Raw genomic sequence first — 24918 nt, forward strand, 5'->3', positions numbered from 1 at the left:
GAGCGCCAAGAGCGCGCACACGAAGGCGCAGTCGGACGTCACGTCCGCACAGGGCGCGCTGGACGCGGCGAAGAAGATGGCCGCGGACGCGCGGAAGATGCGTGAGGAGGCGGCGCGGGACGCGAAGTCGAAGATCGACGAGGCGTCGGACGCGGGGGTCCAGAACCGGTCGTGGTGGGAGGAGATCAGCGACTGGTTCACCGACAACTGGGACAACATCGTCGCCGCCTGCAAGATCGTGGTGGCGGTTGTCGGCATTGTCGCCATGATCATCGGCGGCCCCATCCTGGCCGCGATCGTCGTCGTCGCCGCGCTCGTCGTCCTCGCCGACACGCTCTACAAATACTCCAAAGGCCAGGCGTCCCTATGGGACGTAGGTCTCGCCGCGCTGGACTGCATACCGGGCGGCAAGGGCCTCACCACCCTGGGCAAGCTCGCCGCAGGCGCGAAGGCGCTGGGCAAAGGCGGCCTCAAGGCCATGGTGAAAGGGCTCGGCAGAGGGCTCCGCAAGGGAGCGGACGACGTCGTCGGCAACAGCAAGCCCGCCAAGGGGCGCTGCAAGAACGGTGATCCCATCGACATGGTCTCCGGCGCGATGATCGTGGAAGAGATCGACGTCAGTCTTCCCGGACTCCTCCCACTGGTGCTGCGGCGTACCCATCTGTCGACGTATCGCTGGGGCGGCTGCTTCGGCCCTTCCTGGGCCTCGACGCTCGACGAGCGCCTCGAACTGGACGAGGAGGGCGCCGTCTTCGCCTCCGAGGACGGCATGATGCTCGTCTATCCCGTGCCCACACCCGGTACGTCGGTCATGCCGTTGGAGGGACCGCGCTGGCCTCTGGACTGGGACGGCGCTCCCGGCGCGCCCATACGCATCACCGATCCGGCCTCCGGACGTACCCGTCACTTCGCGCCGCTCGCCACACCCGTCGCCGCGCACGAGGCGTTCACCCTCCCGCTGGCCGCGCTGACCGACCGCGGTGGACGGCGCATCGACGTCGACCGGGACGAAACCGGCACCCCGGTCGCTGTCCGCGATTCCGGGGGCCGGCATCTGCACGTCGACACCGAGGACGACCGGATCGTCGGGCTGCGGCTGCGCAACGAGGCCGACGGCCCCGAAGGAACGGCGCTGGTGCGCTACGCGTACAGCGCCGAGGGACACCTCACCGAGAGATACAACTCCAGCGGTCTCGCGCTCAGGTACACCTACGACGCCCAGGGACGCATCACGTCCTGGACCGACCGCAACGGCTCCTGGTACCGCTTCACCTACGACGACCAGGACCGGTGTACGGGGGGCGAAGGCGCCGAGGGATTCCTCTCCTGCTCGATCGCCTACGACCCGGAGGTCCACGAGACGCGGTACACCGATTCCCTGGGCCACGTCACGACGTACCGGTACAACGAGCGCGGGCAGGTGGTCGCCCAGACCGATCCCCTCGGCAACACCACGCACGCCGAGTGGGACGCGTACGACCGACTGCTCGCCCGGACGGATCCGCTGGGCCACACGTCACGCTTCACCTACGACGAGCGCGGCAACCTCACCTGTGTGGTCCGGCCCGACGGCACCACGACGACCTGCGAGTACGACCACTCCGACCGCCCGCTGTGGATCACCCTGCCGACCGGGGGAAGGCGCGGCTACGCGTACGACGAACACGGCAACCCCACCGCGACGGTCGACGCCGACGGCGCCGTCACCCGTTATTCCCATGACGCGTCCGGTGCGCTGGTCGCCGTGACGAACGCCCTCGGAGCCACCCACCGGGTCCAGCCCGACGCCCTGGGCCTGCCCGAGTCGGTCACCGCGCCCCTGGGCGGCACGAGCCGGGTGACCCGTGACGCCTTCGGACGCATCGTCGAAACCGTCGACGCCACCGGCGGGACGACCCGCACCACCTGGACGGTGGAGGGGCACCCCGCCGAGCGGGTCATGGCCGACGGCAGCAAGGAGAGCTGGAGGTACGACGGTGAGGGCAACGTCGTCCGCTACACCGGCACCGACGGCCGGAGCACCACCCACACCATCACCCACTTCGACCGGCTGCGGTCCCGCACGGAGGCGGACGGCTCGACGACGTGGTTCGCGTACGACACCGAACTGCGGCTCACGTCCGTCACGAGCGCGTCGGGCGCGGTGTGGACCTACACGTACGACGTGGCCGGCCGCCTCGTCCGCGAGACCGACTTCAACGGCCGTACCGTCTCCTACGCCTACGACGCGGCAGGCCGGCTGACTCGGCGCACCAACGGCGCGGGCGAGACCACCGCATACGTGCGCGATGCGTGCGGACGGGTCGTGGAGCGGCGCTCCGGCCAGGACGTCACGACCTTCGCCTACGACGCCGCCGGGCAGCTGGTCGCGGCGGTCACCCCCGACACCGCTCTCACCCTCACCCGCGACGCGGCGGGCCGCGTCGTCACCGAGGAGTGCGACGGCCGCGCGCTGCACACGGTGTACGACGTCCTCGGCAGGCGAGTGGAACGCCGCACTCCGTCGGGCGTCGTCAGCCGATGGGAATGGGACGCGAACAACCGCCCCACCCGGGTACGGCTCGCCGACAACACGTTGTCCTTCGCTTACGGGGCGTCGGGCCATGAGATCGAACGGCGCCTCGGTGAGGCGGCGGTGCTGTCCCAGGAGTGGGACGCCGGCCACCGTCTGACCGGCCAGACGGTCCTGCCGCGAACGGCCTCCGATTCGGGCGCCCCGGACGGGGCGCTGCTGCGCCGCTCGTACACGTACGGACAGGACGGCGGTCTTGCCGCCGTCGACGACCAGACCCATGGCGTCCGCCGGTTCACCCGTGACCGTCTCGGCCGGGTGGAGGCGGTCTCCGCCGGCGGATGGTCCGAGCGCTACGCCTACGACGCGGCGGGCAATGTCAGCCGGGCCGACACACCGGAGGGCCCGCAGGGCGAGCGGATCCACGACGGGACGCTCATCCGCAGGGCCGGCCACGTCACGTACGAACACGACACACAGGGGCGCCTCGTCCGGCAGACGCGCAAGCTGCTGTCCGGGGGGTCACGGGAATGGACGTACACCTGGGACGCCGAGGACCGGCTCACCCAGGTCACGACGCCAGACGGACGCCGCTGGGCATACGGCTACGACGGTCTCAGCCGGCGTGTGGCGAAGCGCCTGCTGTCCGACGACGGCGGCACGACCGAGGAAACCGCGTTCACCTGGGACGGTTCCCACCTGGTGGAGCAGAGCAGTTCCGGAGACGGCCCCACCAGAAGCTGGGAATGGGCTCCCGGCACCGACCGTGCACTGCTGCAGTTCGACCAGGACGAGGTCGACCACCGCTTCTACGCCATCGTCACCGACCTGGTCGGCACCCCCACCGAGTTGGTCGACGACAAGGGCCGGATCGCCTGGCGGGCACGCACCACTCTGTGGGGCACGCCCCTGGGCGGACACGCGGACCCCGCCGACTGCCCGCTCCGTTTCCCGGGTCAGTACCACGACCGTGAGACCGGCCTTCATTACAACTTCCGCCGCTACTACGACCCCGCGAACGCCCGTTACATCAGCCCGGATCCGCTGGGCCTGGCCCCGGCGCCCAACCATCACGGGTACGTCCCCGACCCGCTGCGCTGGACCGACCCGTGGGGACTGGTCAACTGCGAGAGCAGTAGGCACGGCATCACGGAACAACGTGAGGCCCACATAGAGGGTCAGCACGGACCGGGTGCACAGGACCGGGTGCGCGAGAACGCCGACCCCACCGGGCCGGAGCCCTCACTGCCCGGTGAGTTCTACGAGGACTTCTTCTGGGACGGCGACGACTTTGTCCTGGGCCGACGGCTCCGGGAGGGTGTCGACGGGACCCCGGCCATCCCCAACCCTCGTGCCAGAGCCGGCCAGGACAGCCACCTGCACCGCTTCGACCACGGCGGACCCGTGGGCGTGAACGGCAGCGGCCGGGAGACCAGCGTCGTGGAAGTCGTGATCCGTGACGGCCACATCCATACCGCGTACCCCGTCTGAGAGAGCAGCGGCGGGACGGCAGACCGTGGGCCTTGGCGGAGCCGCCGAGGTCCCTGCCTCCGGGGACGACGTCCGCCCCGGCGTGCCGCCCGCCGGCCGTGGTGGTGCGCGGCACGCGCCTCGCGCATCGCGGCGGCGGACGCCCCGTCAGGCCGCACGCCCGCCCGGCTGCCACCGCGCCCGCCGGCTGAACCGGCCGTTCCACGGCCCCGGACGGGGTGGATCACCCATGTGATCTCGGACATCCGTGTCGGCCGTACGAGTCCTCCCCGCGCGCCCGAACGGGCCGGCGCCAGCGCCCGTTCGGGCGCCTTCGTGCCGGGACGGCGGAGCGGCCGGGGACGGTTCACCGGGCGCTTGTGTCCCGCCCAGGTCGCCCACCCCGCGAGGCCGCCACGTGCACGGGAACCTCCTGCGCCGTCGTCACGGCCGCTCCCCCGGCGCGGCCGGCCGGCCTGGGCCCGCGGGCACCGCGAGTCTCATCCATCGCGCGCCTTACGGGAGTTGGGGATTACCGAACGCGGCCGGCGGGCAGGCTCCGGCCGTCCGAATCGGCCACGCCACTTGACCACAATTTCCACACACCCTCTCTTCATACCGGCCCCGATGGTCTAGATTGACCCTGCTTCGGATGTTCAAGCACGAGGCGACCGATTAAATGATCTTTGAGTCCGGCCCCGTGGGAAGGGAGATTCCGCGGCGCCAGGCGTGGGGGTGATCACACCGCTGAGCCCCGGGGGGGCTCGGGTGCGGCACGCACCCGGGGGACCGGAAGGTCCGCTCGGCTCGTTGCACCGGCGCGGCCGTGTGCCGTTGCCGCCGCGACAGGTTGTTCACGTTGTTCTGACGTACTCGGCATGCCATGCACGGGAGGCGGGGGCCTCCCGGGGTGAGGAACAGCGCGGTTCGGGGGGTGGGGCCCCCGGCGGGAGAAACAGTGTCAGGCGCACACGTCGCATCACCGGGGACCTGGGGGGTTCTGTGCGGCAAGGGGGAGTGGTCAGCCCGTTCCCGTCGGAGCGGGGGCAGCTGGCGGACGGGGAGATCGGCAGAGGCACGGCCGACTGGGAGCACCGGTACCGCCGTACCGTGATCACCGGCGACACCATGGCCACCGCCGTCGTGGTGGCGGGCATCGGGAACTTTTTCGGCGTCCGGGACGCCGCCAACTGGCACGAGAAGTGGGGCATTCTCGCCTTCGGCACCTGGTTACTGGTGCTGGCGGCGCTCGCGGTGAGCCGCTCGTGGGCTCCGACCGTGCTGGGCCAGGGCGCCGAGGAGTTCCGCCGGCTCGGGCGCTCGCTGTTCATGGCGACCGTGGTGCTGGCGCTCGGCGGGATCGCCCTGACCTCGCGCAACATCAAACTCTGGATCTTCGTCGCGGTGCCCGCCATCGCGCTCGTCACCATGACGATGCGGTACCTGCTGCGGCTGCGGCTGCACCGGCAGCGCAAGGAGGGGCGGTGCCTGCGGCCGGTGCTCGCCGCCGGAAGCCCCGCCACGGTGCGCGACCTGATCGCCCGCACCCGCAGGTTCCCGCACCTGGGCTGGCGGGTGGACGCGGTCTGCACCACCGACGGCCCCGGGCTGGGCGGCGACCGGCTGGAGGGCGTGCCGGTGGTCGGACGGCTGGCGGACGTCGCCGAACACGTCCGCAACGACGGCTACCGCGTCGTCGCCGTCACCCCGGACCCGCACTGGTCACCGGACCGGCTGCAGCGGCTGTCCTGGAACCTCGAGGGCAGCGACGCCGAGATGGTGGTCGCCCCGGTGCTGATGGAGGTGGCCGGTCCGCGGCTGCACGTCGACGCGGTCCTCGGCATACCGCTCCTGCGGGTCAGCATGCCGGCGTTCACCGGGGGCCGCAGGGCGGTCAAGGGGGTCGTCGACCGGCTGGGCGCGCTGATCCTGCTGGTGGTGCTGGCGCCGCTGATGCTGCTGGTCGCGCTGCTCGTGGCGACGGACGGCCGGGGCGGAGTGTTCTACCGGCAGCGCAGGGTCGGCAAGGACGGCCGCGAGTTCACCATCCTCAAGTTCCGCACGATGATCCCCGACGCGGACCGCGTACGCGCCGCGCTCACCGACCGCAACGAGGGCGCCGGGCCGCTGTTCAAGATGCGCCGGGACCCGCGGGTGACCCGGGTGGGGGCGGTGCTGCGCCGCTACTCGCTGGACGAACTGCCGCAGCTGTTCAACGTGCTCACCGGGTCGATGTCGCTGGTGGGCCCGCGGCCGCCGCTGCCCGAGGAGTGCGCCGCCTACGGCCCGGACATCCGGCGCCGGCTGAAGGTCAAGCCCGGCCTCACCGGCCTGTGGCAGATCAGCGGACGCAGCGACCTTTCGTGGGAGGAGGCGGTCCGGCTGGACCTGCGGTACGTGGAGGACTGGTCCCTCGCCCTGGACACCGTGATCTTGTGGAAGACGCTGCGCGCGGTGGTGCAGGGGCAGGGGGCCTACTGATGCGCGCCGGCCGTGGGGCGGCCGGGGTGGTGCGGACCGCAGGCCGAGGGGGCCTGCCCGGGGGGAGGAACGGGTCATGAGAGTCAGCGTGTTCGGGCTTGGTTACGTGGGCTGCGTGTCGGCCGCGTGCCTGGCGAGCATGGGTCACGAGGTCATCGGGGTGGACGTCAACCCGGTGAAGGTGGACCTGGTCAACGACGGCAAGGCGCCCGTCGTCGAGGAACGGATCGGCGAGCTGATCGCCGAGGTGGTGGGCGGCGGGGCACTGCGGGCCACCACCGACGTGCGCGAGGCGATCGCGGGCAGCGAGGTGTCGCTCATCTGCGTGGGCACCCCGTCGGAGCCCAACGGCAGCCTGTGCACGACCTACTTGGAGCGGGTGACCGAGCAGATCGGCGCGGCGCTGGCCGAGCGGGGCGGGCGGCACACCGTGGTGTTCCGCAGCACGATGCTGCCGGGCACCTGTCTCGGTCTGCTGGTGCCGGTCCTGGAGAAGCACGTCGGCGGCACCGCGGGCGTGGACATCGGTGTCGCGGTCAATCCGGAGTTCCTGCGCGAGGGCACCAGCGTGCGGGACTTCTTCGATCCGCCGAAGACCGTCATCGGTGAACTCGACCCGGCGAGCGGTGACGTCGTCGCGGCGCTCTACGCGGACCTGCCCGGCGAGGTGTTCCGGGTGCCGGTGCCGACGGCCGAGGCGATCAAGTACGCGGACAACGCCTTCCACGGGCTGAAGATCGGGTTCGCCAACGAACTGGGCGCGGTGTGCCGGGCGCTCGGGGTCGACTCGCACCAGGTGATGGACGTGTTCCTCGCCGACCGCAAGCTGAACATCAGCCCCGCCTACCTACGTCCCGGCTTCGCCTTCGGCGGCTCCTGCCTGCCGAAGGACCTGCGCAGCCTGGTCCACGCGGCGCGGCGGGCCGACGTGTCCGTGCCGATCCTCGCCCATGTGCTGCCCTCCAACGAGGAGCATCTGCAGCGCGCGGTCGAGCTGGTCGAACGCACCGGGAGACGCAAGGTGGGACTGTTCGGGCTGTCGTTCAAGCCCGGGACCGACGACCTGCGCGAGAGCCCCCTCGTCGAACTGGCGGAGCGGCTCTTCGGCAAGGGGTACGACCTGCGCATCCACGACGCCAACGTGAGCCTGTCCCGGCTGCTCGGCGCCAACCGCGAGTACATCGAGACCCGGCTGCCACACCTCGCCCAGCTGCTCGCCGACTCCGTCGACGAGGTGCTGGAGCACGCCGAGGTCGTCCTGGTCGGGACCAAGGACCCCGCCGTGCTGTCGTCGCTGCCGCACGGCGGCGACGGGCCCGTGATCGTCGACCTCGTCCGCCTCCCCGACGCCGAGGCGCGCCGGGCCGAACCCGGGTACGTGGGCCTTGCCTGGTGAGACGAAGGGCGGGCGGGGCCGCCGCGCGCTGATCCTGGTGGAGAACCTGTCGGTGCCGTTCGACCGGCGGGTGTGGCAGGAGTGCCGGACGCTGCGGGACGCGGGCTGGGAGGTCGACGTCATCTGCCCGCGGGGCACCAAGCGGGACACCGAGCCGGAGACCGTGATCGACGGGGTGCGGATCCACCGCTACCCGCTGCGCGCGGCCACCGGAGGCCCGGCCGGCTACCTCAAGGAGTACGGCACGGCGCTGTGGCACACCGCCCGGCTGGCCCGCAAGGTCGGCCCGGTCGACGTGGTGCACGCCTGCAACCCGCCGGACCTGCTGTTCCTGCCCGCCCTGATGCTGAAGCGGCGCGGCGCGAGGTTCGTCTTCGACCAGCACGACCTGGTGCCCGAGCTGTACCTCTCCCGGTTCGGCCGGGGCAAGGACCTGCTGTACCGGGGCGTGTGCGCGCTGGAGCGGATGACGTACCGGGCGGCGGACGTGGTGCTCGCCACCAACGAGAGCTACAAGGACGTCGCCGTGCGCCGGGGCGGGCGGCGCCCCGAGGACGTGTTCGTGGTGCGCAGCGCTCCGGACACCGAGCGGTTCCGCCCGGTGGACCCGGAGCCGGAGCTGAAGCGCGGCAAGCCTCATCTGCTGTGCTACCTGGGCGTGATGGGCCCGCAGGACGGCGTCGACTACGCGCTGCGGGCGCTGGCGAAGCTCCGTGACGAGCTGGGGCGGACCGACTGGCACGCGGTGTTCGTCGGGGCCGGAGACACCTTCGACGCGATGGTCGGGCTGTCGAGGGAGCTGGGACTGGCGGAGCAGGTGGAGTTCACGGGGCGCGTGCCGGACGCCGACCTGGTGCGCCACCTGTCCTCCGCGGACGTGTGCCTCTCCCCCGACCCGTGCAACCCGCTCAACGACGTGTCGACCATGAACAAGGTCCTCGAGTACATGGTGATGGGCCGGCCGATCGTCTCCTTCGACCTGAAGGAGGCGCGGGTCTCCGCCGGTGAGGCCGCCGTCTACGCGGCGGGAGACGACGAGACCGCGTTCGCCGGGCTGATCGCCCAGTTGCTGGACGACCCCGAACAGCGCGCCCGCATGGGCAAGTTCGGGCAGGAACGGATCAACGGACCGCTCGCCTGGCGTCATTCGCAGGCGGCGCTGCTCGCCGCGTACGAGGCCGCCGTCCGGGGCGGCGCGAACGCGGTGGCGGCCCGGAACGGGCGGGAAAGAGGCACGTCCCTTGAGCGATGACGCGATACGCCTGGTGACCGTCGGGCGGATGTTCCGCCGGCGCGGGAGGCTGCTGGCGTTCCTCCTCGCGCTGGGGGCGCTGGCCGGCTTCGGCGCCTCCCTGCTGTTCCCGCCGCGGTACACGACGTCGGCGTCGGTGCTGCTGCCGGGGGCCTGGGAGGAGCGCGTGCTGCTGACCCAGGCGGAGATCGCCACCAGCACGGTGGTCACCGACCGGACGGCCGCCGCGCTGCGCTGGGGCGGGGTGGACGGCGAGGAGCTGCGCGAGCGGGTGCGCGCCGAGGCCACCGACGGCAACATCATCATCATTTCGGGCACCGCCGAGAGCCCCGAGCGGGCCCAGCGGCTCGCCGACGAACTGGCCCGGCAGTTCGTGGAGTTCTCCGCGCGGGTGGTGGACGGGACGGCCGATCCGACCGCGACGGCCGGCCCCGACGAACTGCGGCAGACGGTGCTCACCACCAGCCGCCGCATCACCGAGATGGCCGACTCCGCGGACCCCGGCCGGACGGTGGAGAGCGTGCAGACCCGCACCGAGCTGGCGAAGCTGCGCACCACGCTGCAGGAGGCCCTCGGCAAGCTCAGCCAGACCGACCCGTCCTCGGCGGGCTCCCGCCTGGTCGTGATGGGTCCGGCGGCCGAACCCACCGGCGAGGCCCCGCCGACCCGGGTGCAGCTGGTGGCCGCGGGGGCGGTGCTTTTCCTGCTGCTCACGGTCGTCGGGCATCTCACCGCGGCCCGGGTGAGCCGCCGGCTGCGCGGCGAGCCGGAGATCGCCGCGGCGCTGCGGTCCGGGCTGCTGGGCGGCGTCGACGTCCCCGCCGAACGGGGCGCGCGCCGGCCGGGGGACGGTGGCGCGCGCCACCGGCTCCGCCGGCTGCTGGGCGTCGACCGGCCGTGGAACACGCCGGCTCCGCGGCGGGCCGGCGACGAGGCGGACCTGGGGATCCGGTACCGGCGGGTGTGCGCCCGCGTCCGCGAGCTGCTGCCGGGCGCACGGCGCCTGGTGCTCGTCGTGCCCGACGACGACCCGGTCGCCCTCCGGGCGGCGGCGCGGCTGGTGGAGGAGTCCGGGGGTGATCCGCTGCTGCGGACGGCGGAGGTCTCCGCGGAGGCGCCGCTGGTGGCGGACCGCGACGACGAGTCGGGCGCCCTGGTCGTGCTGAGCGCGGGCACCCGCACCGCCGCCGAGCTGGCCGGCCTCGCGGAGGCGTGCGCGGACGCGGGCCACGACGTCGTCGGCATCGTCCTGGCCGACGCGGTCCGGACCCGTCCGGCGCGGTCCGCCGGCCCGCTGCGGGAGGCCGCCGCGCCGGCCCTCGCGGTCGGCGACGGCGCGCGGGGAGGTACGCGATGACGACGAGTACGCCGGCGGAGCCGACGGCTGCCGCTCCCCTGCTGGATCTGCAGGCGCTGGTGGTGTCGGTGCGCAGACGCCGTCGCCTGTGGGGCTCCCTGGCGCTGCTGGGGCTGCTCCTCGGCGCGGCGGTGGCGGTGCTGCTCCCGCCGCCGCCGACCGCGGTGACCAAGGTGCTGGTGGCCCACCAGGACGACCAGCCGAACGACCCCGGCACGCTCATCCTCACGGACGTGGCGCTGCTGCACACCACGCGGATCGCCGACGCCGCGCTGGAGTCGCTCGGGTCCTCCGGGAGCGCGGAGGACTTCATGGAGGACTACGCGGGCGCCGGTCTGACCAACAACCTGATGGAGATCAAGGCGACGGGCGACACCGGCGCGGAGGCGGTGGCCCGTGCCGAGGCGGTGGCCGAGGCGTTCGTCGCGGACCATGTGCGGCGGATCAAGCAGGCCGCGGCCGCCGACGCCTCGACCCTGCTCGTCCAGCGCGACCGCATGCAGAAAGAGCTCGACCAGGTGAACGAGGCGATCGGCGACGGGCCGCCGGAGGGCAGCCCGGAGCAGTCGGCGAACCTGGAGTCGCTGTTCGCCCGCCGCGCCGAACTCAGCTCCCGCATCAGCGACTTCACGCAGCGCGCCGCGGAGGCCCGGGTCGGCACCCCCCGGCTGATCGCCGGTACGCAGATCGTCGACGCCCCGCACGCGGTGCGGCACTCGACGCCCAAGGCCCTGGCGACCGACGGCGGGATCGGGCTGGTCCTCGGCCTGGTGCTGGGGCTCGTGGTCGCCGCGGTCGCCTCGGTGGTGGGCGACCGCCCGGTGCTGCGGCGGGAGATCGCGGCGCACCTGGGCGCCTCGGTCACCGCGGAGGTGTCCCGCTCGGCACTGCGGCCGGGCGGGCTGTGGCGCAGGCGCCGCAGGCGCGCGGCACGGACCCGGCTCACCTCGTCCCTGGCCCGTACGGTGCGCGGTTCCACCGAGCCGGTGTCCCTGCTGGAGCTGGGCTGTGCGCGCGGCGCCGGCGCGATCGCCCTGGACCTCGCCCGGACGCTGGCGGTGGACGAGCCGGTGGTCGTCGTCGACGCCCTGCCCCGGCACGGTCCATCCGCGCGGCGCCGGCCGAAGCAGGGCGACCCGGAGGTGGTCGGTGTGGAGCGCGCCGCGGCCGTGTCGCCCGAGCGGCGCCGGATCGGTGTCGGTTCGGTGGCGCCCGGCGCGACCTGGGCGGACCTCGCCTCCCTCGGCACCCGGACGGTGCTCGTCGTACGGGCCGGGCACGGCACCACCGCCTGGCTGCACACGGTGGCCCGGCAGCTCGCGGACCGGCGCGTGGAGGTGGCCGGTGTGGTGCTGGTCGACCCCGATCCGCGGGACCGGACCGACGGGACGCTGTGGGACGGGCCGTTCCCCGTGCAGCGCGTCCGGGGGGAGCGCCCGGCCCGGCAGAACGGCGGCACCTCCTCCACCGTGCAGGCGGTGGGGGACGGTGCGCGGCGGACCGAGCGGCTGCCGATGTGGGCGGCGCGGGTCCCGGACAGCGACCAGGAGGCGCGGTAGCACATGTGCGGCATAGCAGGCACGTACCGGTGGCCGGACGGCAAGGCCGTCACCGACCGGCTCACCGAGACCCTCGCCCACCGCGGCCCGGACGGGTCGGGCGGCTACAGTCACGCCCTCGGCGACGGCGAGGTGCACCTCGGACACCGCAGGCTGGCCATCCTCGACCTGTCGGAGAACGGCGCCCAGCCGATGGTGTCGGGCGGTCTGGCCCTGACGTACAACGGCGAGCTGTACAACGCGCCCGAGCTGCGCGCCGAGCTGGAGGGCGCCGGGGTGCGGTTCCGGGGCACCTCGGACACCGAGGTGCTGCTGGAGGCGTGGCGGCGCTGGGGCACGGACTGTCTGTCCCGGCTGCGCGGGATGTTCGCGTTCGCGGTGTTCGACGAGCGCACCGGGGACCTGGTGCTGGTGCGCGACCAGCTCGGCATCAAGCCGCTGTTCCTGCTGCGGCGGGGTGAAGGGCTGGTGTTCGCCTCGGAGTTGAAGGCGCTGGCGGCGGTGACCGGTGGGTCGCTCGAGGTGGACCCGGCGGCTCTGGTCGCCTCGCTGCTGTACTACTGGGTGCCGGACTCGCGGTGCGCGTTCCGCGGGGCGGAGAAGCTGCCGCCGGGGACCTGGCTGCGGTGCCGGGCGGACGGCTCGGTGCAGCGCGGCCGGTTCTGGGACCTGCGCGCGGTCGCCGCCGAGGGGCAGGAGCGGGCGCGGTCCGGTGATCTGCCGGACCTGGCGGCCGTGGTGGAGGAGTCGACGCGACGTCATCTGCTGTCCGACGTGCCGGTGGCGACGTTCCTGTCCGGGGGGCTGGACTCCAGCTACCTGACCGCGCTGGCGGCCCGAGACCGGCCGGGCATCCCCGCGTACACGATCGGGTTCCGGGCGGAGGACGCGCGGTTCGAGGCGATGCCGGACGACCTGCGCTACGCCCGCCGGGTGGCCGAACGGTTCGGTGTGGACCTGCGGGAGATCGAGATCGCCCCGGACGTGCTCGACCTGCTGCCGCGGATGACGTACCACCTGGACGAGCCGGTCGGTGACCCGGCGGCGATCAACACCTTTCTGATCTGCTCGGCCGCCCGGGAGGCCGGGGTGAAGGTGATGCTGTCGGGGATGGGCGCCGACGAGCTGTTCGCCGGGTACCGCAAGCACCTCGCCAACCTGATCGCCGTGCGCTACCGGCGCGTTCCGGGGCCGGTGCGGCGGGGGGTGGCCGCTTCCGTGGACCGGCTGCCGGTCGCCACCAGCCGTCGCGGACTGCGGTCGGTGCGGTTCGCGAAGCGGTTCCTGTCCTTCGCGGGCCTGCCGGAGGAGACGGCGTTCCGGCGCAGCTACACCCTGTACGACCGCCAGGAGCTGGCCGGCCTGCTCGACCCGGATTTGGCCCCGGCGGTGGACGACGTGCTGGCCGAGCACGCGGACGTGTACCGGGACAACGAGCTGGACGACTTCGTCAACCGGATGTGCCTGGCCGACGCCCGGATGTTCCTGCCGGGCCTCAACCTCGCCTACACCGACCGGTCGAGCATGGCCGCGTCGACCGAGGTGCGGGTGCCGTACGTGGACGTCGAGGTGGTCAGGGCGGCGTTCGCGGTTCCGGGGGCCCGCAAGATCGCGGGGCGGCAGGGCAAGGCGGTGCTGAAGGAGGCGGCCACGACGGTGCTGCCGCGGGAGATCGTGTACCGGCCCAAGGGCCTGTTCAGCGCCCCGCTGCGGGCCTGGATGAGCCGGGACCTCGCGCCGCTGGTGCGCGAGGTGGTGAACGACGGCCTGCTGGTCCGCTCCGGGTTCCTGCGCCGGGACGCGCTGGCGCGCATGGTCGCCGAGGACGCGGCCGGGCAGCGGGACTTCTCCAAGCATCTGTGGCACGTGCTGACCCTCGAGTACTGGTACCGCGACGCGACCTCCAGGGCCGGCCAGGACTCCCCCACCTCGACGGCGTAGAGACAAGAGGAACTCCGTGAAACAGGTAGTGCAGAACTACAAGAGCGGTGAGCTGGCGCTGCTCGACGTGCCGGAACCGGGCTGCAAGCCGGGCGGGGTGCTGGTGCGCACCGCCTTCTCGCTGATCTCCACCGGCACCGAGCTGATGAAGGTGTCCGAGGCCGGCATGTCGATGCTGGGCAAGGCCCGTTCGCGGCCGGACCAGGTGGCGAAGGTCGTGCAGAGCGTCGCCGCGAACGGGGTGCCCGCCACCTACCGCAAGGTGATGGGCAAGCTCGACTCGTACACGCCGCTGGGCTATTCGCTGTGCGGGGTGGTGGAGCAGGTCGGCGCCGGCATCGACGACGTGAAGGCGGGCGACCTGGTGGCGTGCGCCGGGAACGAGCACGCGCTGCACGCCGAGCTGAACTGGGTGCCGAAGAACCTCTACGCGCCGGTCCCCGACGGGGTCGCGCCCCGGCACGCGGCGTTCGGCACGGTCGGGTCGATCGCGCTGCAGGGCGTGCGGCAGGGCGAGTCCCGGCTCGGCGAGGTGGCGCTCGTCATCGGTCTGGGGCTGATCGGGCAGCTGGTGACGCAGTTGCTGAACGCCTCCGGGGTGCGGGTGGTCGGCGTGGACCCCGATCCGGCGCGCTGCGAGCTGGCCGAGCGGCTGGGCGCGGCGGCCTGCGGGGACCCCGGGTCCGCGAGCGTGGAGAGCGCGGTCGCCGAACTCACCGGCGGCATGGGCGTGGACCAGGTGTACCTGGCGGCCGGCGGGAGCAGCAACCAGCCCGTCGAGCTGGCCGCGCGGCTGTGCCGGGACCGCGGCCGGGTGGTCGACATCGGCAAGTGCCGGCTCGACCTGCCGTGGAACGCGTACTACGAGAAGGAACTCGACGTCCGCTTCTCCCGCAGCTACGGCCCCGGCCGCTACGACCCGGAGTACGAGCTCCAGGGCCGGGACTACCCGATCGGCTACGTCCGCTGGACCGAGCGCCGCAACCTGGCGTGCTTCCTGGACCTGATCGCCCGGGGCCGGGTGGACGTGGAGCCGCTGGTGTCGCACGTCTCCGGCTTCGAGGACGCGGTGGAGACGTACCGGCGCCTGGAGGAGGGCGATCTGAAGGCCGTCGCCGTGCTGTTCCGGTACGCCGCCCCGGCCGGGGAGACGCCAGCGGAGGAGGCTCCCGAGGTGACCGTGCCGGAGGTGCGGCGGCGGCCCGAGCGGTCGGGGCCCGTCCGGCGTACGGGCACGGTGCGGCTGGCCTTCGTCGGCGCGGGCAACTACGCGTCGTCGATGCTGCTGCCGCACCTGGCCCGCCGGGGCGGTGTGGAGCTGGCCACGGTGGTCACCACGACGGCGCTGTCCGCGGCCAACGCGCAGCGGAAGTTCGGCTTCTCGGAGGCCACCACCGACCTGGACGCGGTGCTCGGCGACCCGGCCGTGGACGCGGTGTGCGTGGTGACCCGGCACAGCTCGCACGCCGAGCTGACCCGGCGGGCGCTGCTGGCCGGCAAGGCGGTGTTCGTGGAGAAGCCGCTGGCGCTCTCCGAGGAGGAGCTGGCCTCCGTGCTGGCGGCGGTGGAGGAGTCCGGCAACGACCGGATCCAGGTGGGCTTCAACCGCCGGTTCGCCCCGCTGCTGCGGGAGGCGCGGGAGCGGTTCGGCGCCCGGTCCGGCCCGGCGAGCCTGCGCTACCTGGTCAACGCCGGCCGCCTGGACCACGGCAGCTGGTATCTGCGCCAGGACACCGAGGGGTCGCGGTTCGCCGGGGAGGGCGGGCACTTCGTCGACACGGCGAGCTGGCTGCTGGGCGCCGACCCGGTGTCGGTGTACGCGGTCGCCCCGGACGGCAACGAGGACCTGCAGATCGTGTTGCGCTACCCGGACGGGTCCACGGCCACGATCAGTTACGTCACGTCCGGACCGTCCTCCTTCCCCAAGGAGACGCTCGACCTCATCGCGGACAACAAGGTGCTGCGGCTGGACGACTTCGTGCGGGCGGCGGTCCACGACGGCCGCCGCCGGCAGTGGGTCGGCTCGCGGCTGCCCAAGGCGCGGGACAAGGGCCAGTCCGCGGAGCTGGCGGCGTTCGTGAAGGCCGTCCGCACCGGCGGGCCGATGCCGGTGCCGCTGGAGTCGCTGGTCGCCACCACGACGGCCACGCTCGCCGTCACGACCGCCCTGACGAGCGGCGTGCCGGTCACGCTGGCGGGGGCGCGATGAGCGTGAGCGCGGGGTGGTACCTGCGGCGGCTGTCCCGGATGGGGCCGCGGGAGGCCGGCGGCCGGGCGGCCGACGCGGTGCGCCGCCGGCGGTGGCGGTCGGGGGTGCCCGGGCGGCCGCCGGTGAGCGGCGCCCGGTTCACGGCCGTGCTGCCGGCGGGCGCGCTCGGCGCGGTGGCGCCGGACGCGGTGAAGCGTCTGGTCGCCGAGGCGGACCGGCTGATGGCCGGGCAGGCCGAGTACTTCGGGGTGACCCGCGACGACATGGCCGACCCTGACTGGCAGTTCGACCCGAGGACCGGCCGCCGGGCCCCACTCGGGTACGCCTTCGACGTGCCGTACCGCGACGAGGGCGCGGTCGGTGACATCAAGCAGATCTGGGAGCCGTCCCGGCACCAGTACCTGACGGTGCTGGCCGCCGCGTACGCGCTCACCGGGAACGACCGGTACGCGGAGCGGGTGGCCGCGCATCTGCGGTCCTGGTGGGAGGCCAACCCGCCGCTGCGGGGCGTGCACTGGGTCAGCGGCATCGAGCTGGGCATCCGGCTGGTGTCGTGGGTGTGGGTGCGCCGGCTGCTGGACGGCTGGGCGGGCGCGCCCGCGCTGTTCGAGGAGAACCCGGTGGCGCTGGACCAGATCTGGCACCACCAGCGCTGGCTCGCCACCTTCCCCAGCCGGGGGTCGTCGGCGAACAACCACGCCGTCGCCGAGGCCGCCGGGCAGCTCGCCGCCTCCTGCGCGTTCGGCTGGTTCCCGTACTCGCCCCGGTGGCGGGCGGACGCGCTGCGCGACCTGGACCGGCATCTGCGCGCCAACACCTTCCTGTCCGGGCTCAACCGCGAGCTGGCGAGCGAGTACCACGGGCTGGTCCTGGAGCTGGGTCTGGCCGCGCTGGCCGAGGCCGACGCGGCGGGCGCCGAGGTCCCGGCGACGGTGCGGCTGGTGCTGCTGCGGATGACGGACGCGCTCGCGGCCGTCGTCGACAACCGGCTGCGTCCGCCCCGCCAGGGGGACGCGGACGACGGGCACGGGCTGGTCGTGGACGGCGCCGGCACCGACCGCTGGGGGTCGCTGCTGGCCACCGGGGAGGCCGTGTTCGGCCGGCTCGACTGGTGGCCGCGGGTGCCCGGCACCGACGTCCGCACCCCGCTGCTGGCCTCGCTGGTGCGGCCGTACGGGACGGCGGTGGCGCGTCCGGTGAGCCGGCCCGCGCACTTCGCGGACGCGGGGCTGACCGTGCTGCGGGGGCCCGGGGAGATCTGGTGCCGCTGCGACGGCGGGCCGCACGGCTTCCTGTCCATCGCGGCGCACGCCCACGCGGACGCGCTGTCCGTGGAGGTACGGCACGACGGGGTGGACGTGCTGGCGGACCCGGGCACGTACTGCTACCACGGCGAGCCCCGGTGGCGGAGCTACTTCCGCTCGACGCTCGGCCACAACACGCTCGAGGCGGACGGCCGGGACCAGTCGCTCTCCGGCGGGCCGTTCCTGTGGACCCGGCACGCCCGCACCCAGGTGCTGGCCGTGGACACCTCCGGCACGCGGGCGGCCCGCTGGTGCGCCGAGCACGACGGGTACCTGCCGCTGACACACCGGCGGCAGGTGGAAGTGGTGCACGGCAGCCGCGAGGTGAGGGTGGTCGACACGGTGAGCGGCGACCGCCGGGAGGTGCGGCTGGCGTTCCACCTCGGACCGGCCGTCACGGCGGAGCTGGAGGGGCACCGGGCGCTGCTCACCTGGGAGCGGGACGGCGAGCCGCGCTCGGCGACGCTCGACCTGCCGGCCAGCCTGGCGTGGCGGGCGCACCGCGGCGAGAGCGACCCGCCCCTCGGCTGGTACTCCCCCGGCTTCGGCCGCAAGGAGCCGAGCACCACGCTGGTCGGCAGCGGACGCGCCGACGGGACGGCCGAGTTCACCACCGTCCTCGGGTTCGGCGGCTAGGGGGTCTGTGATGGGTCTGGGTGGAGCAGGAAGCACGCGCCGCGCCCGGGGAGGGCGGCGCCGCTGGACGGCCGCGGCCGCACTGGCGCTGGCCCTGCTGGCGACCACCGGCTGCGACAGCGAGCCGGACGCCGCGCCGCAGCCGGACGGCACCACGCGGCCGGACGCGAGGACGAAGCCGGAGGACTCCGCGGAGCCGTCCCGGGCCGTGGCGCGGGTGTGCGCCAAGCCGGCCGCCGGGCCGGCGAAGGCACCGTCCGGCGCGGTGACCGTCGACCCCGCCGTCCCGGGCGACCTGGCCGCGAAGACCAAGGCGAGCCCGGCCGGTACCACGTTCTGGCTCCGGCCCGGCAGGCACCGCCTCGACACCGACCGTTACGCCCAGGTCGTGCCCAAGGAGGGCGACACCTACGTCGGCGCGCCGGGCGCGGTGCTCGACGGCCGCGGGACCAACCAGTACGCCTTCGGCGGCACCGCGCGGGACGTCACCCTCTCGCACCTGACCGTGCAGGGGTTCGTCGCGCCGCACGACGAGGGCGTGGTCAACCACGACTCGGCCGACGGCTGGGTGATCGAGCACTCCCGGATCCAGTTCAACTCCGGCGCCGGGCTGATGGCCGGCTCCGGTCAGCAGGTGCGGTCCAACTGCCTGCGCGGCAACGGCCAGTACGGCATGAACGCGTACAAGGGGTCGGGGCAGTTGCGTGACCTGGTGCTGGAGGGCAACGAGATCACCGACAACAACCGGCACGACTGGGAGCGGAAGCGGCCCGGCTGCGGCTGCACCGGAGGCGTCAAGTTCTGGGCCGTCGACGGCGCCGACGTGCGCGGCAACTGGGTGCACGACAACCGCGGCACCGGCCTGTGGGCGGACACCAACAACAACGACTTCGTGATCGAGGGCAACGTCCTGGAGGGCAACGACGGGGCCGCGCTGATCTATGAGACCAGCTACAACGCGGTGATCCGGGACAACACCATCCGGCGCAACAACTGGGTCGAGGGCCGCAGGTCCGCCGAGCGCGGCGACACCTTCCCGTTCGCCACCGTCTACGTGTCGGAGTCCGGCGGCGAGCCCCGCGTGAAGGCGCGCACCGACCGGTTCGAGATCAGCGGCAACCTCTTCGAGGACAACTGGAACGCGATCACCCTGTGGGAGAACGCCGACCGGTTCTGCAACAGCCCCGCCAACACCTCCTCGGGCGACTGCACGCTGCTGGTGAAGGACATGAACCGGTGCGCGCGGCCGGGGATCGCCTCCGCGCCGCTGTACTCCGACTGCCGGTGGCGGACCCAGCGGGTGGACATCCACCACAACCGGTTCCTGCTGGACAAGTCGGTGCTGGACTGCGTGGAGCTGTGCGACCGCATGGCGGTGCTCGCCAACTACGGGACCTACCCGGAATGGTCGCCGTACCAGGGCGAGCGGGTGGCCGAGGCGGTCACCCTGCGGCAGCACAACCGCTGGCACGACAACGTCTATGTCGGGCCGTGGGCGTTCGTCGCGCAGGACGTCGGCCAGGTTCTCGACTTCGCCGCCTGGCAGGACGCGCCGTACCGGCAGGACACGGGCAGCACCCTGCGCGGTGGGGACGGTGGTTGAGATGCGTGCCGGGCCGACGCCGCGGACGGTGGGGACGGTGTGGGGGCTGCTGGTCCTCAACACCCTCGGTTCCACCGGGGCGGAGACGATCGTGCCGCTGCCCCGGTCCCTCATCCAGATGGTCACCATGGGCGCGCTGGTCGCCGCGTTCACGCTGGCGCTCGCCGTCAACCTCCGGCTGCGGATACGGTCCAGCGCGTTCCTGCTGCTGCTCAGCCTGCTGCTGGTGCCGAGCCTGATCTCCAGCGTGGACCTGAGCGCGGGCCTCGGGGCGCTGTTCCGCTGCGGGCGGCTGGCGGTGTTCGTCGCCACGCTGTGGCTGCTCAGCCGCTGGTGGGACGGTTCCACGACGTTCGTACGGCATCACATCCGGATGTACTTCGTGGTCCTGTGCTCGGTGGCGGCCGGGCTGCTGGTGTCGCCCGGCGCCGCGCTGCCCGACCTCTACGGCGGCCGGCTGGTGGGGGCGCTGTGGCCGCTGACCCCGCCGCAGATCGGGCAGTACGCGGCGGTAATCGTCGGGCTCGCCGTGCTGCTGCTCCTGGGCGGCCGGACGGACCGCGGGAGCGCCGCGCTGGTGATCGTGCCGTCGCTGGCGCTGCTCGCCCTCACCCACACCCGCACGGCCACGATCGGACTGCTGGCCGGGCTGGTGGTGGCGATCGGCTCGATGGTGCTGACCAGTGCCGCCGCGCGCCGCTGGTTCGGCTGGGCGGTGCTGTGCGCGGCCGTCGCCGCGGTGGCGTTCGGGTCCCTGCTGCAGGCGTGGTTCCTGCGCGGGCAGACCGAGGAGAACTTCTCCAGCCTCACCGGCCGCGCCAAGGTGTGGGAGGCGCTGCTGGACGCGCCCCGGACGGGCGCGGAGCAGCTGTTCGGCGTGGGGCTCGGTGACAAGTCGTTCGACGGGCTGCCCATCGACAACAGCTGGCTGGCGGTCTACCACGAGCAGGGACTGCTGGGCGTGGGGCTGGTGGCGGGGTTCGTGCTGGTTCTGGGCACGGTCGCGCTGCTGCGCCCGCCGTCGCTCGCGCGGGCCTGCGCCCTGTTCCTGATCAGCTACTGCGGGATCGCGTCGTACACCGAGGCGGGTCTGGGCGACTCCTCGCCGTACCTGCTGCACTTGGCGGTCGCGGCCTCGCTGCTGGTGGTGCCCGTCGCCGCCCCGCCCGCGCCCCCGGCCGGACCGCGGGCGCCGGAACCCGCCCGACGGGCCGCCCCACGGCCGGTCCCCGGAACGGAGGTGGCGTGAGCATGCACGTCATGGTGGTGCACAACCGCTACGCGTCGGCGCAGCCGAGCGGGGAGAACAAGGTCGTCGACCAGGAGGTGGCGCTGCTGCGGGAGGGCGGCCACCAGGTCGGGGTGTTCGAGCGGCGCAGCGACGACATCGCGGCCCGCTCGCTGCCCGCCAAGGCCGCGATCCCGCTGCTGGTGCCGTGGAACCCGGCGGTGCGCACGCGGCTCGCCGAGCGGCTGCGCGCCGAACGGCCGGACGTGGTGCACATCCACAACGTCTTCCCACTGCTGTCGCCGGCGGTGCTGGCCGCCTGCGCGGACGCGGGCGTGCCGGCCGTGGCCACGCTGCACAACTACACCCAGGTGTGTCCGCCGGGCACGCTGCACCGGGACGGCTCGCCGTGCACCGCGTGCGTGGGCCGGGCGCCGCTGCCCGCCGTCCGGCACGGCTGCTACCGGGGCAGCAGCCTGGCGACGGTGCCGCTCGCGGTGAGCATGTCGGTCAACCGGCGGCGCTGGTGGTCGGGCGTGGAGCGGTTCTTCTGCATCTCCGCGGCGCAGCGCGAGGTCCTGGTAGGTGCCGGGATGCCGGCCGAACGGCTCGTGGTGAAGCACAACTTCGTGCCCGAGACGGAGGTGCGCCGCACCGGCCAGGGCGAGCATCTGCTGTATCTGGGGCGGCTCGCGGAGGTCAAGGGCGTCCGGGTGCTGATGGCCGCGTGGGAGGAGCTCGCCGCCGACGGCGGGGTGGGCGTGCCGCTGGTGATCGCCGGCACGGGCCCGCTGGAGGCGGAGGTGGCGGCCTGGGCCGCGGGCCGGGACGACGTGCGCTACGTCGGCCTGTACGACCGGGTGCGGTGCCGGCGGGCGGTGGCGGAGGCGGTGGCCGTGGTGGCCCCGTCGACGTGGCAGGAGGCGTTCGGGCTGGTCGTGGTGGAGGCGATGGCGGCGGGTGTGCCGGCCGTCGCCTCGGGACACGGCGCCTTCACCGAGCTGGTGGAGGACGGGGTGACCGGGCTGCTGCACCGGCCGGGCGACGCCGCGTCGCTGGCCGCCGCGCTGCGCCGGGTGACCGCGGAGGGCGGCCACAACCAGGAGATGGGCCGGGCGGCCCGGCTCCGTTACGAGCGGGGGTTCAGCCCGGAGGTCGGGCTGGAGCGCCTGGTGGAGGGGTACCGCGCCGCGATCGCGGGACACGGCGGGGCGGACGGCCCGTCGCGCGGGGAGACGGACACGGGCTCGCGCCGGGGGGACCTGCGCGAGCGGGATGGGGGAAGCAGATGACACGTTGCCGACTGTGCGGTTCGACGGCGCTGGAGAGCGTCGTCGACCTGGGGGCCACCCCGCCGTGCGAGAGCTTTCTCGCGGCGGAGCAGCTCGACGCGCCGGAACCGGCGTACCCGCTGCACCTGCGGGTCTGCACCGACTGCTGGCTGGCGCAGATCCCGCCGCTGATCACGCCGGAGGACACGTTCAGCGAGTACGCGTACTTCTCGTCGTACTCCTCCTCCTGGGTGGAGCACGCGCGCACCTTCGTGGCGGACGCGGCGGCGCGGCTGGACCTCGGCGGCGACTCCTTCGTGGTGGAGGTGGCCAGCAACGACGGCTATCTGCTGCGGCACGTGGTGGAGCGCGGCATCCGCTGCCTCGGCGTCGAGCCGTCGGTGAACGTCGGCGCCGCCGCGCGGGACGCGGGCGTGCCCACGGTGACGGAGTTCCTCAGCCCGGACACCGGCGCCGCCGTGCGCGCCGAACACGGCCCGGCCGACCTGGTGGTGGCCAACAACGTGTACGCGCACATCCCCGACGTCATCGGGTTCACCAAGGGCCTGCGCGCGCTGGTCGCCGACGACGGCTGGGTGTCGATCGAGGTGCAGCACCTGCTCACCCTGATCGAGGAGAACCAGTACGACACGATCTACCACGAGCACTTCCAGTACTACACGGTGGCGTCCGCGATCCGGGCGCTCGCGAGCGGCGGGCTGACGCTGGTGGACGTGGAGCTGCTGCCCACGCACGGCGGTTCGCTGCGGCTGTGGGCCCGGCCCGACGAGGTGGCCGGCGAGCCCGGCAGGCGGGTGGCCGACGTCCTGGCCCGGGAGAAGGCCGCCGGGCTCCAGGAGCTGTCCGGGTACACCGAGTTCTCCGCCCGGGTGGCCAAGGTGCGCCGGGACCTGCTGCGGTTCCTGATCGACGCGGCGGAGGCCGGCAGGACGGTCGTCGGGTACGGCGCCCCCGGCAAGGGCAACACCCTGCTCAACCACTGCGGCGTCCGGCCCGACCTGCTGCCGTACACGGTCGACCGCAACCCCTACAAGCACGGCCGGTACACCCCGGGCACCCGCATCCCGATCCTGCCGCCCGACCGGATCGCCGCCGACCGGCCGGACTACGTGCTGGTGCTGCCCTGGAACCTGCGGGACGAGCTGGTCCAGCAGCTGTCCTTCGTGCACGAGTGGGGCGGCCGGCTGGTCTTCCCCATCCCGGAACTGAGCATTGTCGAGGTCGAGCGATGAAGGTCGTACTGTTCTGCGGCGGTTACGGGCTGCGCATGCGCGCCGGGGCGTCCGACGACGTCCCCAAGCCGATGGCGATGGTCGGCCCGCGCCCGCTGATCTGGCACGTGATGCGCTACTACGCGCACTTCGGGCACAAGGAGTTCATCCTGTGCCTGGGCTACGGGGCGCACCACATCAAGGACTTCTTCCTCAACTACGAGGAGACCACGTCCAACGACTTCGTGCTGCGCGGCGGGCGGACGGAGCTGCTGTCCACCGACATCGCGGACTGGACCATCACCTTCGCGCAGACCGGCATCGAGTCGCCGATCGGCGAGCGGCTGCGCCGGGTGCGGCACCACCTGGACGGCGACGAGATGTTCCTCGCCAACTACGCGGACGTCCTCACGGACGCCCCGCTGCCGGAGATGATCGACCGGTTCTCCCGCAGGGACGCCGGCGCGTCGATGATGGTGGTCCCGCCGCAGTCCTCGTTCCACTGCGTCGAGCTGGGCGAGGACGGCCTGGTGGGCGGCATCACCCCGGTGAGCGAACTGCCGCTGTGGGAGAACGGCGGCTACTTCGTGCTGCGCCAGGAGATCTTCGACCACATCCCGGAGGACGGCGATCTGGTCGCCGACGGATGCGGCCAACTGGCCAAGCAGGGCAGACTGGTGGCGCACCAGCACCGCGGCTTCTGGAAGCCGACCGACACCGTGAAGGAAAGGGCCGCGCTCGACGAGGCCTACGCCCGGGGCGACCGCCCGTGGGCCGTGTGGGAACGGAAGCGGACCGAGGCGGGGGTGGGGACCGCGTGATCCGGCTGGGAACGGGACGTCTGGAGCGGGTCGTCGCCGTGGGCGCGCACTGCGACGACATCGCCATCGGCGCCGGGGGCACCCTGCTGTCCCTGTGCCGGGCCCACCCGGGCCTGAGGGTCGACGCGCTGGTGCTCTCCGGCGGCGGCACCGAGCGCGAGCAGGAGGAGCAGGAGGCGCTCGCCGCCTTCTGCCCGGGCGCCGATCTGCGGCTGACCGTGGACAAGATGCCGGACGGCCGGCTGCCCGCGCACTGGACGGACGCGAAGGCCGCGGTCGAGGAGCTGCGCGCCCGCACGGAACCCGACCTGGTGCTCGCCCCGCGCACCGAGGACGCGCACCAGGACCACCGGGGCCTCGCGAAGCTGATGACCACCGCGTTCCGCGACCACCTCGTCCTCGGCTACGAGATCGTCAAATGGGACGGGGACCTGGGCCGCCCGGTGGTGTACCAGCCGCTGACGCCCCAGGCGGCCGAGGACAAGGTGCGGCTGCTGCAGGAGCACTACCCCTCGCAGCGGCACCGGCCCTGGTACGACCGGGAGGCCTTCCTGGGGCTCGCCCGGATCCGGGGCATCGAAAGCAACGCGCGCTACGCCGAGGCGTTCGCCGTCACCAAACTCACTGTCGACCTGGGGGGTTGAAA

At 73.2% G+C, this 24918-nt stretch carries 15 protein-coding genes; all 15 read left to right on the top strand.

Going from position 1 to position 24918, the window contains the following annotated elements:
- On the top strand, positions 1–4003 hold a 4003-nt coding region (locus B100_RS0116390), incomplete at its 5' end, for an RHS repeat domain-containing protein (RefSeq protein WP_024885522.1).
- Between the two features lie 981 nt (positions 4004–4984).
- On the top strand, positions 4985–6463 hold the full coding sequence (locus B100_RS0116395; RefSeq protein WP_024885523.1) for a sugar transferase: 1479 nt from the start codon (positions 4985–4987) through the stop codon (positions 6461–6463).
- 76 nt (positions 6464–6539) lie between these two features.
- Positions 6540–7859 carry a nucleotide sugar dehydrogenase gene (locus B100_RS0116400; protein WP_024885524.1) on the top strand — a complete coding sequence of 440 codons (1320 nt, stop codon included), beginning with the start codon at positions 6540–6542 and terminating at the stop codon, positions 7857–7859.
- Positions 7849–9111 (top strand): glycosyltransferase family 4 protein, encoded by a 1263-nt coding sequence (locus B100_RS0116405; protein WP_037722924.1) that lies wholly within the window; start codon positions 7849–7851, stop codon positions 9109–9111. Before B100_RS0116400 ends, B100_RS0116405 begins: the two co-directional genes overlap by 11 nt.
- The gene (locus B100_RS0116410) at positions 9101–10468 is read left to right on the top strand and encodes a membrane-bound polysaccharide biosynthesis protein (protein ID WP_024885526.1); all 1368 of its coding nucleotides are present in this window, start codon (positions 9101–9103) and stop codon (positions 10466–10468) included. Before B100_RS0116405 ends, B100_RS0116410 begins: the two co-directional genes overlap by 11 nt.
- Complete coding sequence (locus B100_RS0116415; protein WP_024885527.1) at positions 10465–12027, top strand: Wzz/FepE/Etk N-terminal domain-containing protein; 1563 nt, start codon at positions 10465–10467, stop codon at positions 12025–12027. Before B100_RS0116410 ends, B100_RS0116415 begins: the two co-directional genes overlap by 4 nt.
- Positions 12028–12030: 3 nt before the next feature.
- Positions 12031–13968, top strand: a complete 1938-nt coding sequence (asnB, locus tag B100_RS0116420; RefSeq protein WP_024885528.1) for an asparagine synthase (glutamine-hydrolyzing) — start codon at positions 12031–12033, stop codon at positions 13966–13968.
- Between the two features lie 16 nt (positions 13969–13984).
- Positions 13985–16177 carry a bi-domain-containing oxidoreductase gene (locus tag B100_RS0116425; RefSeq protein ID WP_024885529.1) on the top strand — a complete coding sequence of 731 codons (2193 nt, stop codon included), beginning with the start codon at positions 13985–13987 and terminating at the stop codon, positions 16175–16177.
- Positions 16174–18117 (top strand): alginate lyase family protein, encoded by a 1944-nt coding sequence (locus B100_RS0116430; protein WP_024885530.1) that lies wholly within the window; start codon positions 16174–16176, stop codon positions 18115–18117. The genes B100_RS0116425 and B100_RS0116430 overlap by 4 nt, the downstream gene beginning before the upstream one ends.
- 10 nt (positions 18118–18127) lie before the next feature.
- Positions 18128–19720 carry a right-handed parallel beta-helix repeat-containing protein gene (locus tag B100_RS0116435; protein WP_024885531.1) on the top strand — a complete coding sequence of 531 codons (1593 nt, stop codon included), beginning with the start codon at positions 18128–18130 and terminating at the stop codon, positions 19718–19720.
- 1 nt (position 19721) lies between these two features.
- Positions 19722–20969 (top strand): O-antigen ligase family protein, encoded by a 1248-nt coding sequence (locus B100_RS0116440; protein WP_024885532.1) that lies wholly within the window; start codon positions 19722–19724, stop codon positions 20967–20969.
- A 2-nt stretch (positions 20970–20971) separates the two neighbouring features.
- A complete protein-coding gene (locus tag B100_RS0116445) occupies positions 20972–22240 on the top strand; it encodes a glycosyltransferase (protein WP_024885533.1) in 1269 nt (422 codons plus the stop codon).
- Positions 22237–23472, top strand: coding sequence for a class I SAM-dependent methyltransferase (locus B100_RS0116450; RefSeq protein ID WP_024885534.1), 1236 nt, complete (start codon positions 22237–22239; stop codon positions 23470–23472). The genes B100_RS0116445 and B100_RS0116450 overlap by 4 nt, the downstream gene beginning before the upstream one ends.
- On the top strand, positions 23469–24272 hold the full coding sequence (locus B100_RS0116455; protein WP_024885535.1) for a glucose-1-phosphate cytidylyltransferase: 804 nt from the start codon (positions 23469–23471) through the stop codon (positions 24270–24272). Before B100_RS0116450 ends, B100_RS0116455 begins: the two co-directional genes overlap by 4 nt.
- Positions 24269–24916 carry a PIG-L deacetylase family protein gene (locus B100_RS0116460; RefSeq protein WP_024885536.1) on the top strand — a complete coding sequence of 216 codons (648 nt, stop codon included), beginning with the start codon at positions 24269–24271 and terminating at the stop codon, positions 24914–24916. The genes B100_RS0116455 and B100_RS0116460 overlap by 4 nt, the downstream gene beginning before the upstream one ends.
- The last annotated feature ends 2 nt before the right edge of the window (positions 24917–24918 follow it).

The organism is Streptomyces sp. CNH189 (genome assembly GCF_000527195.1).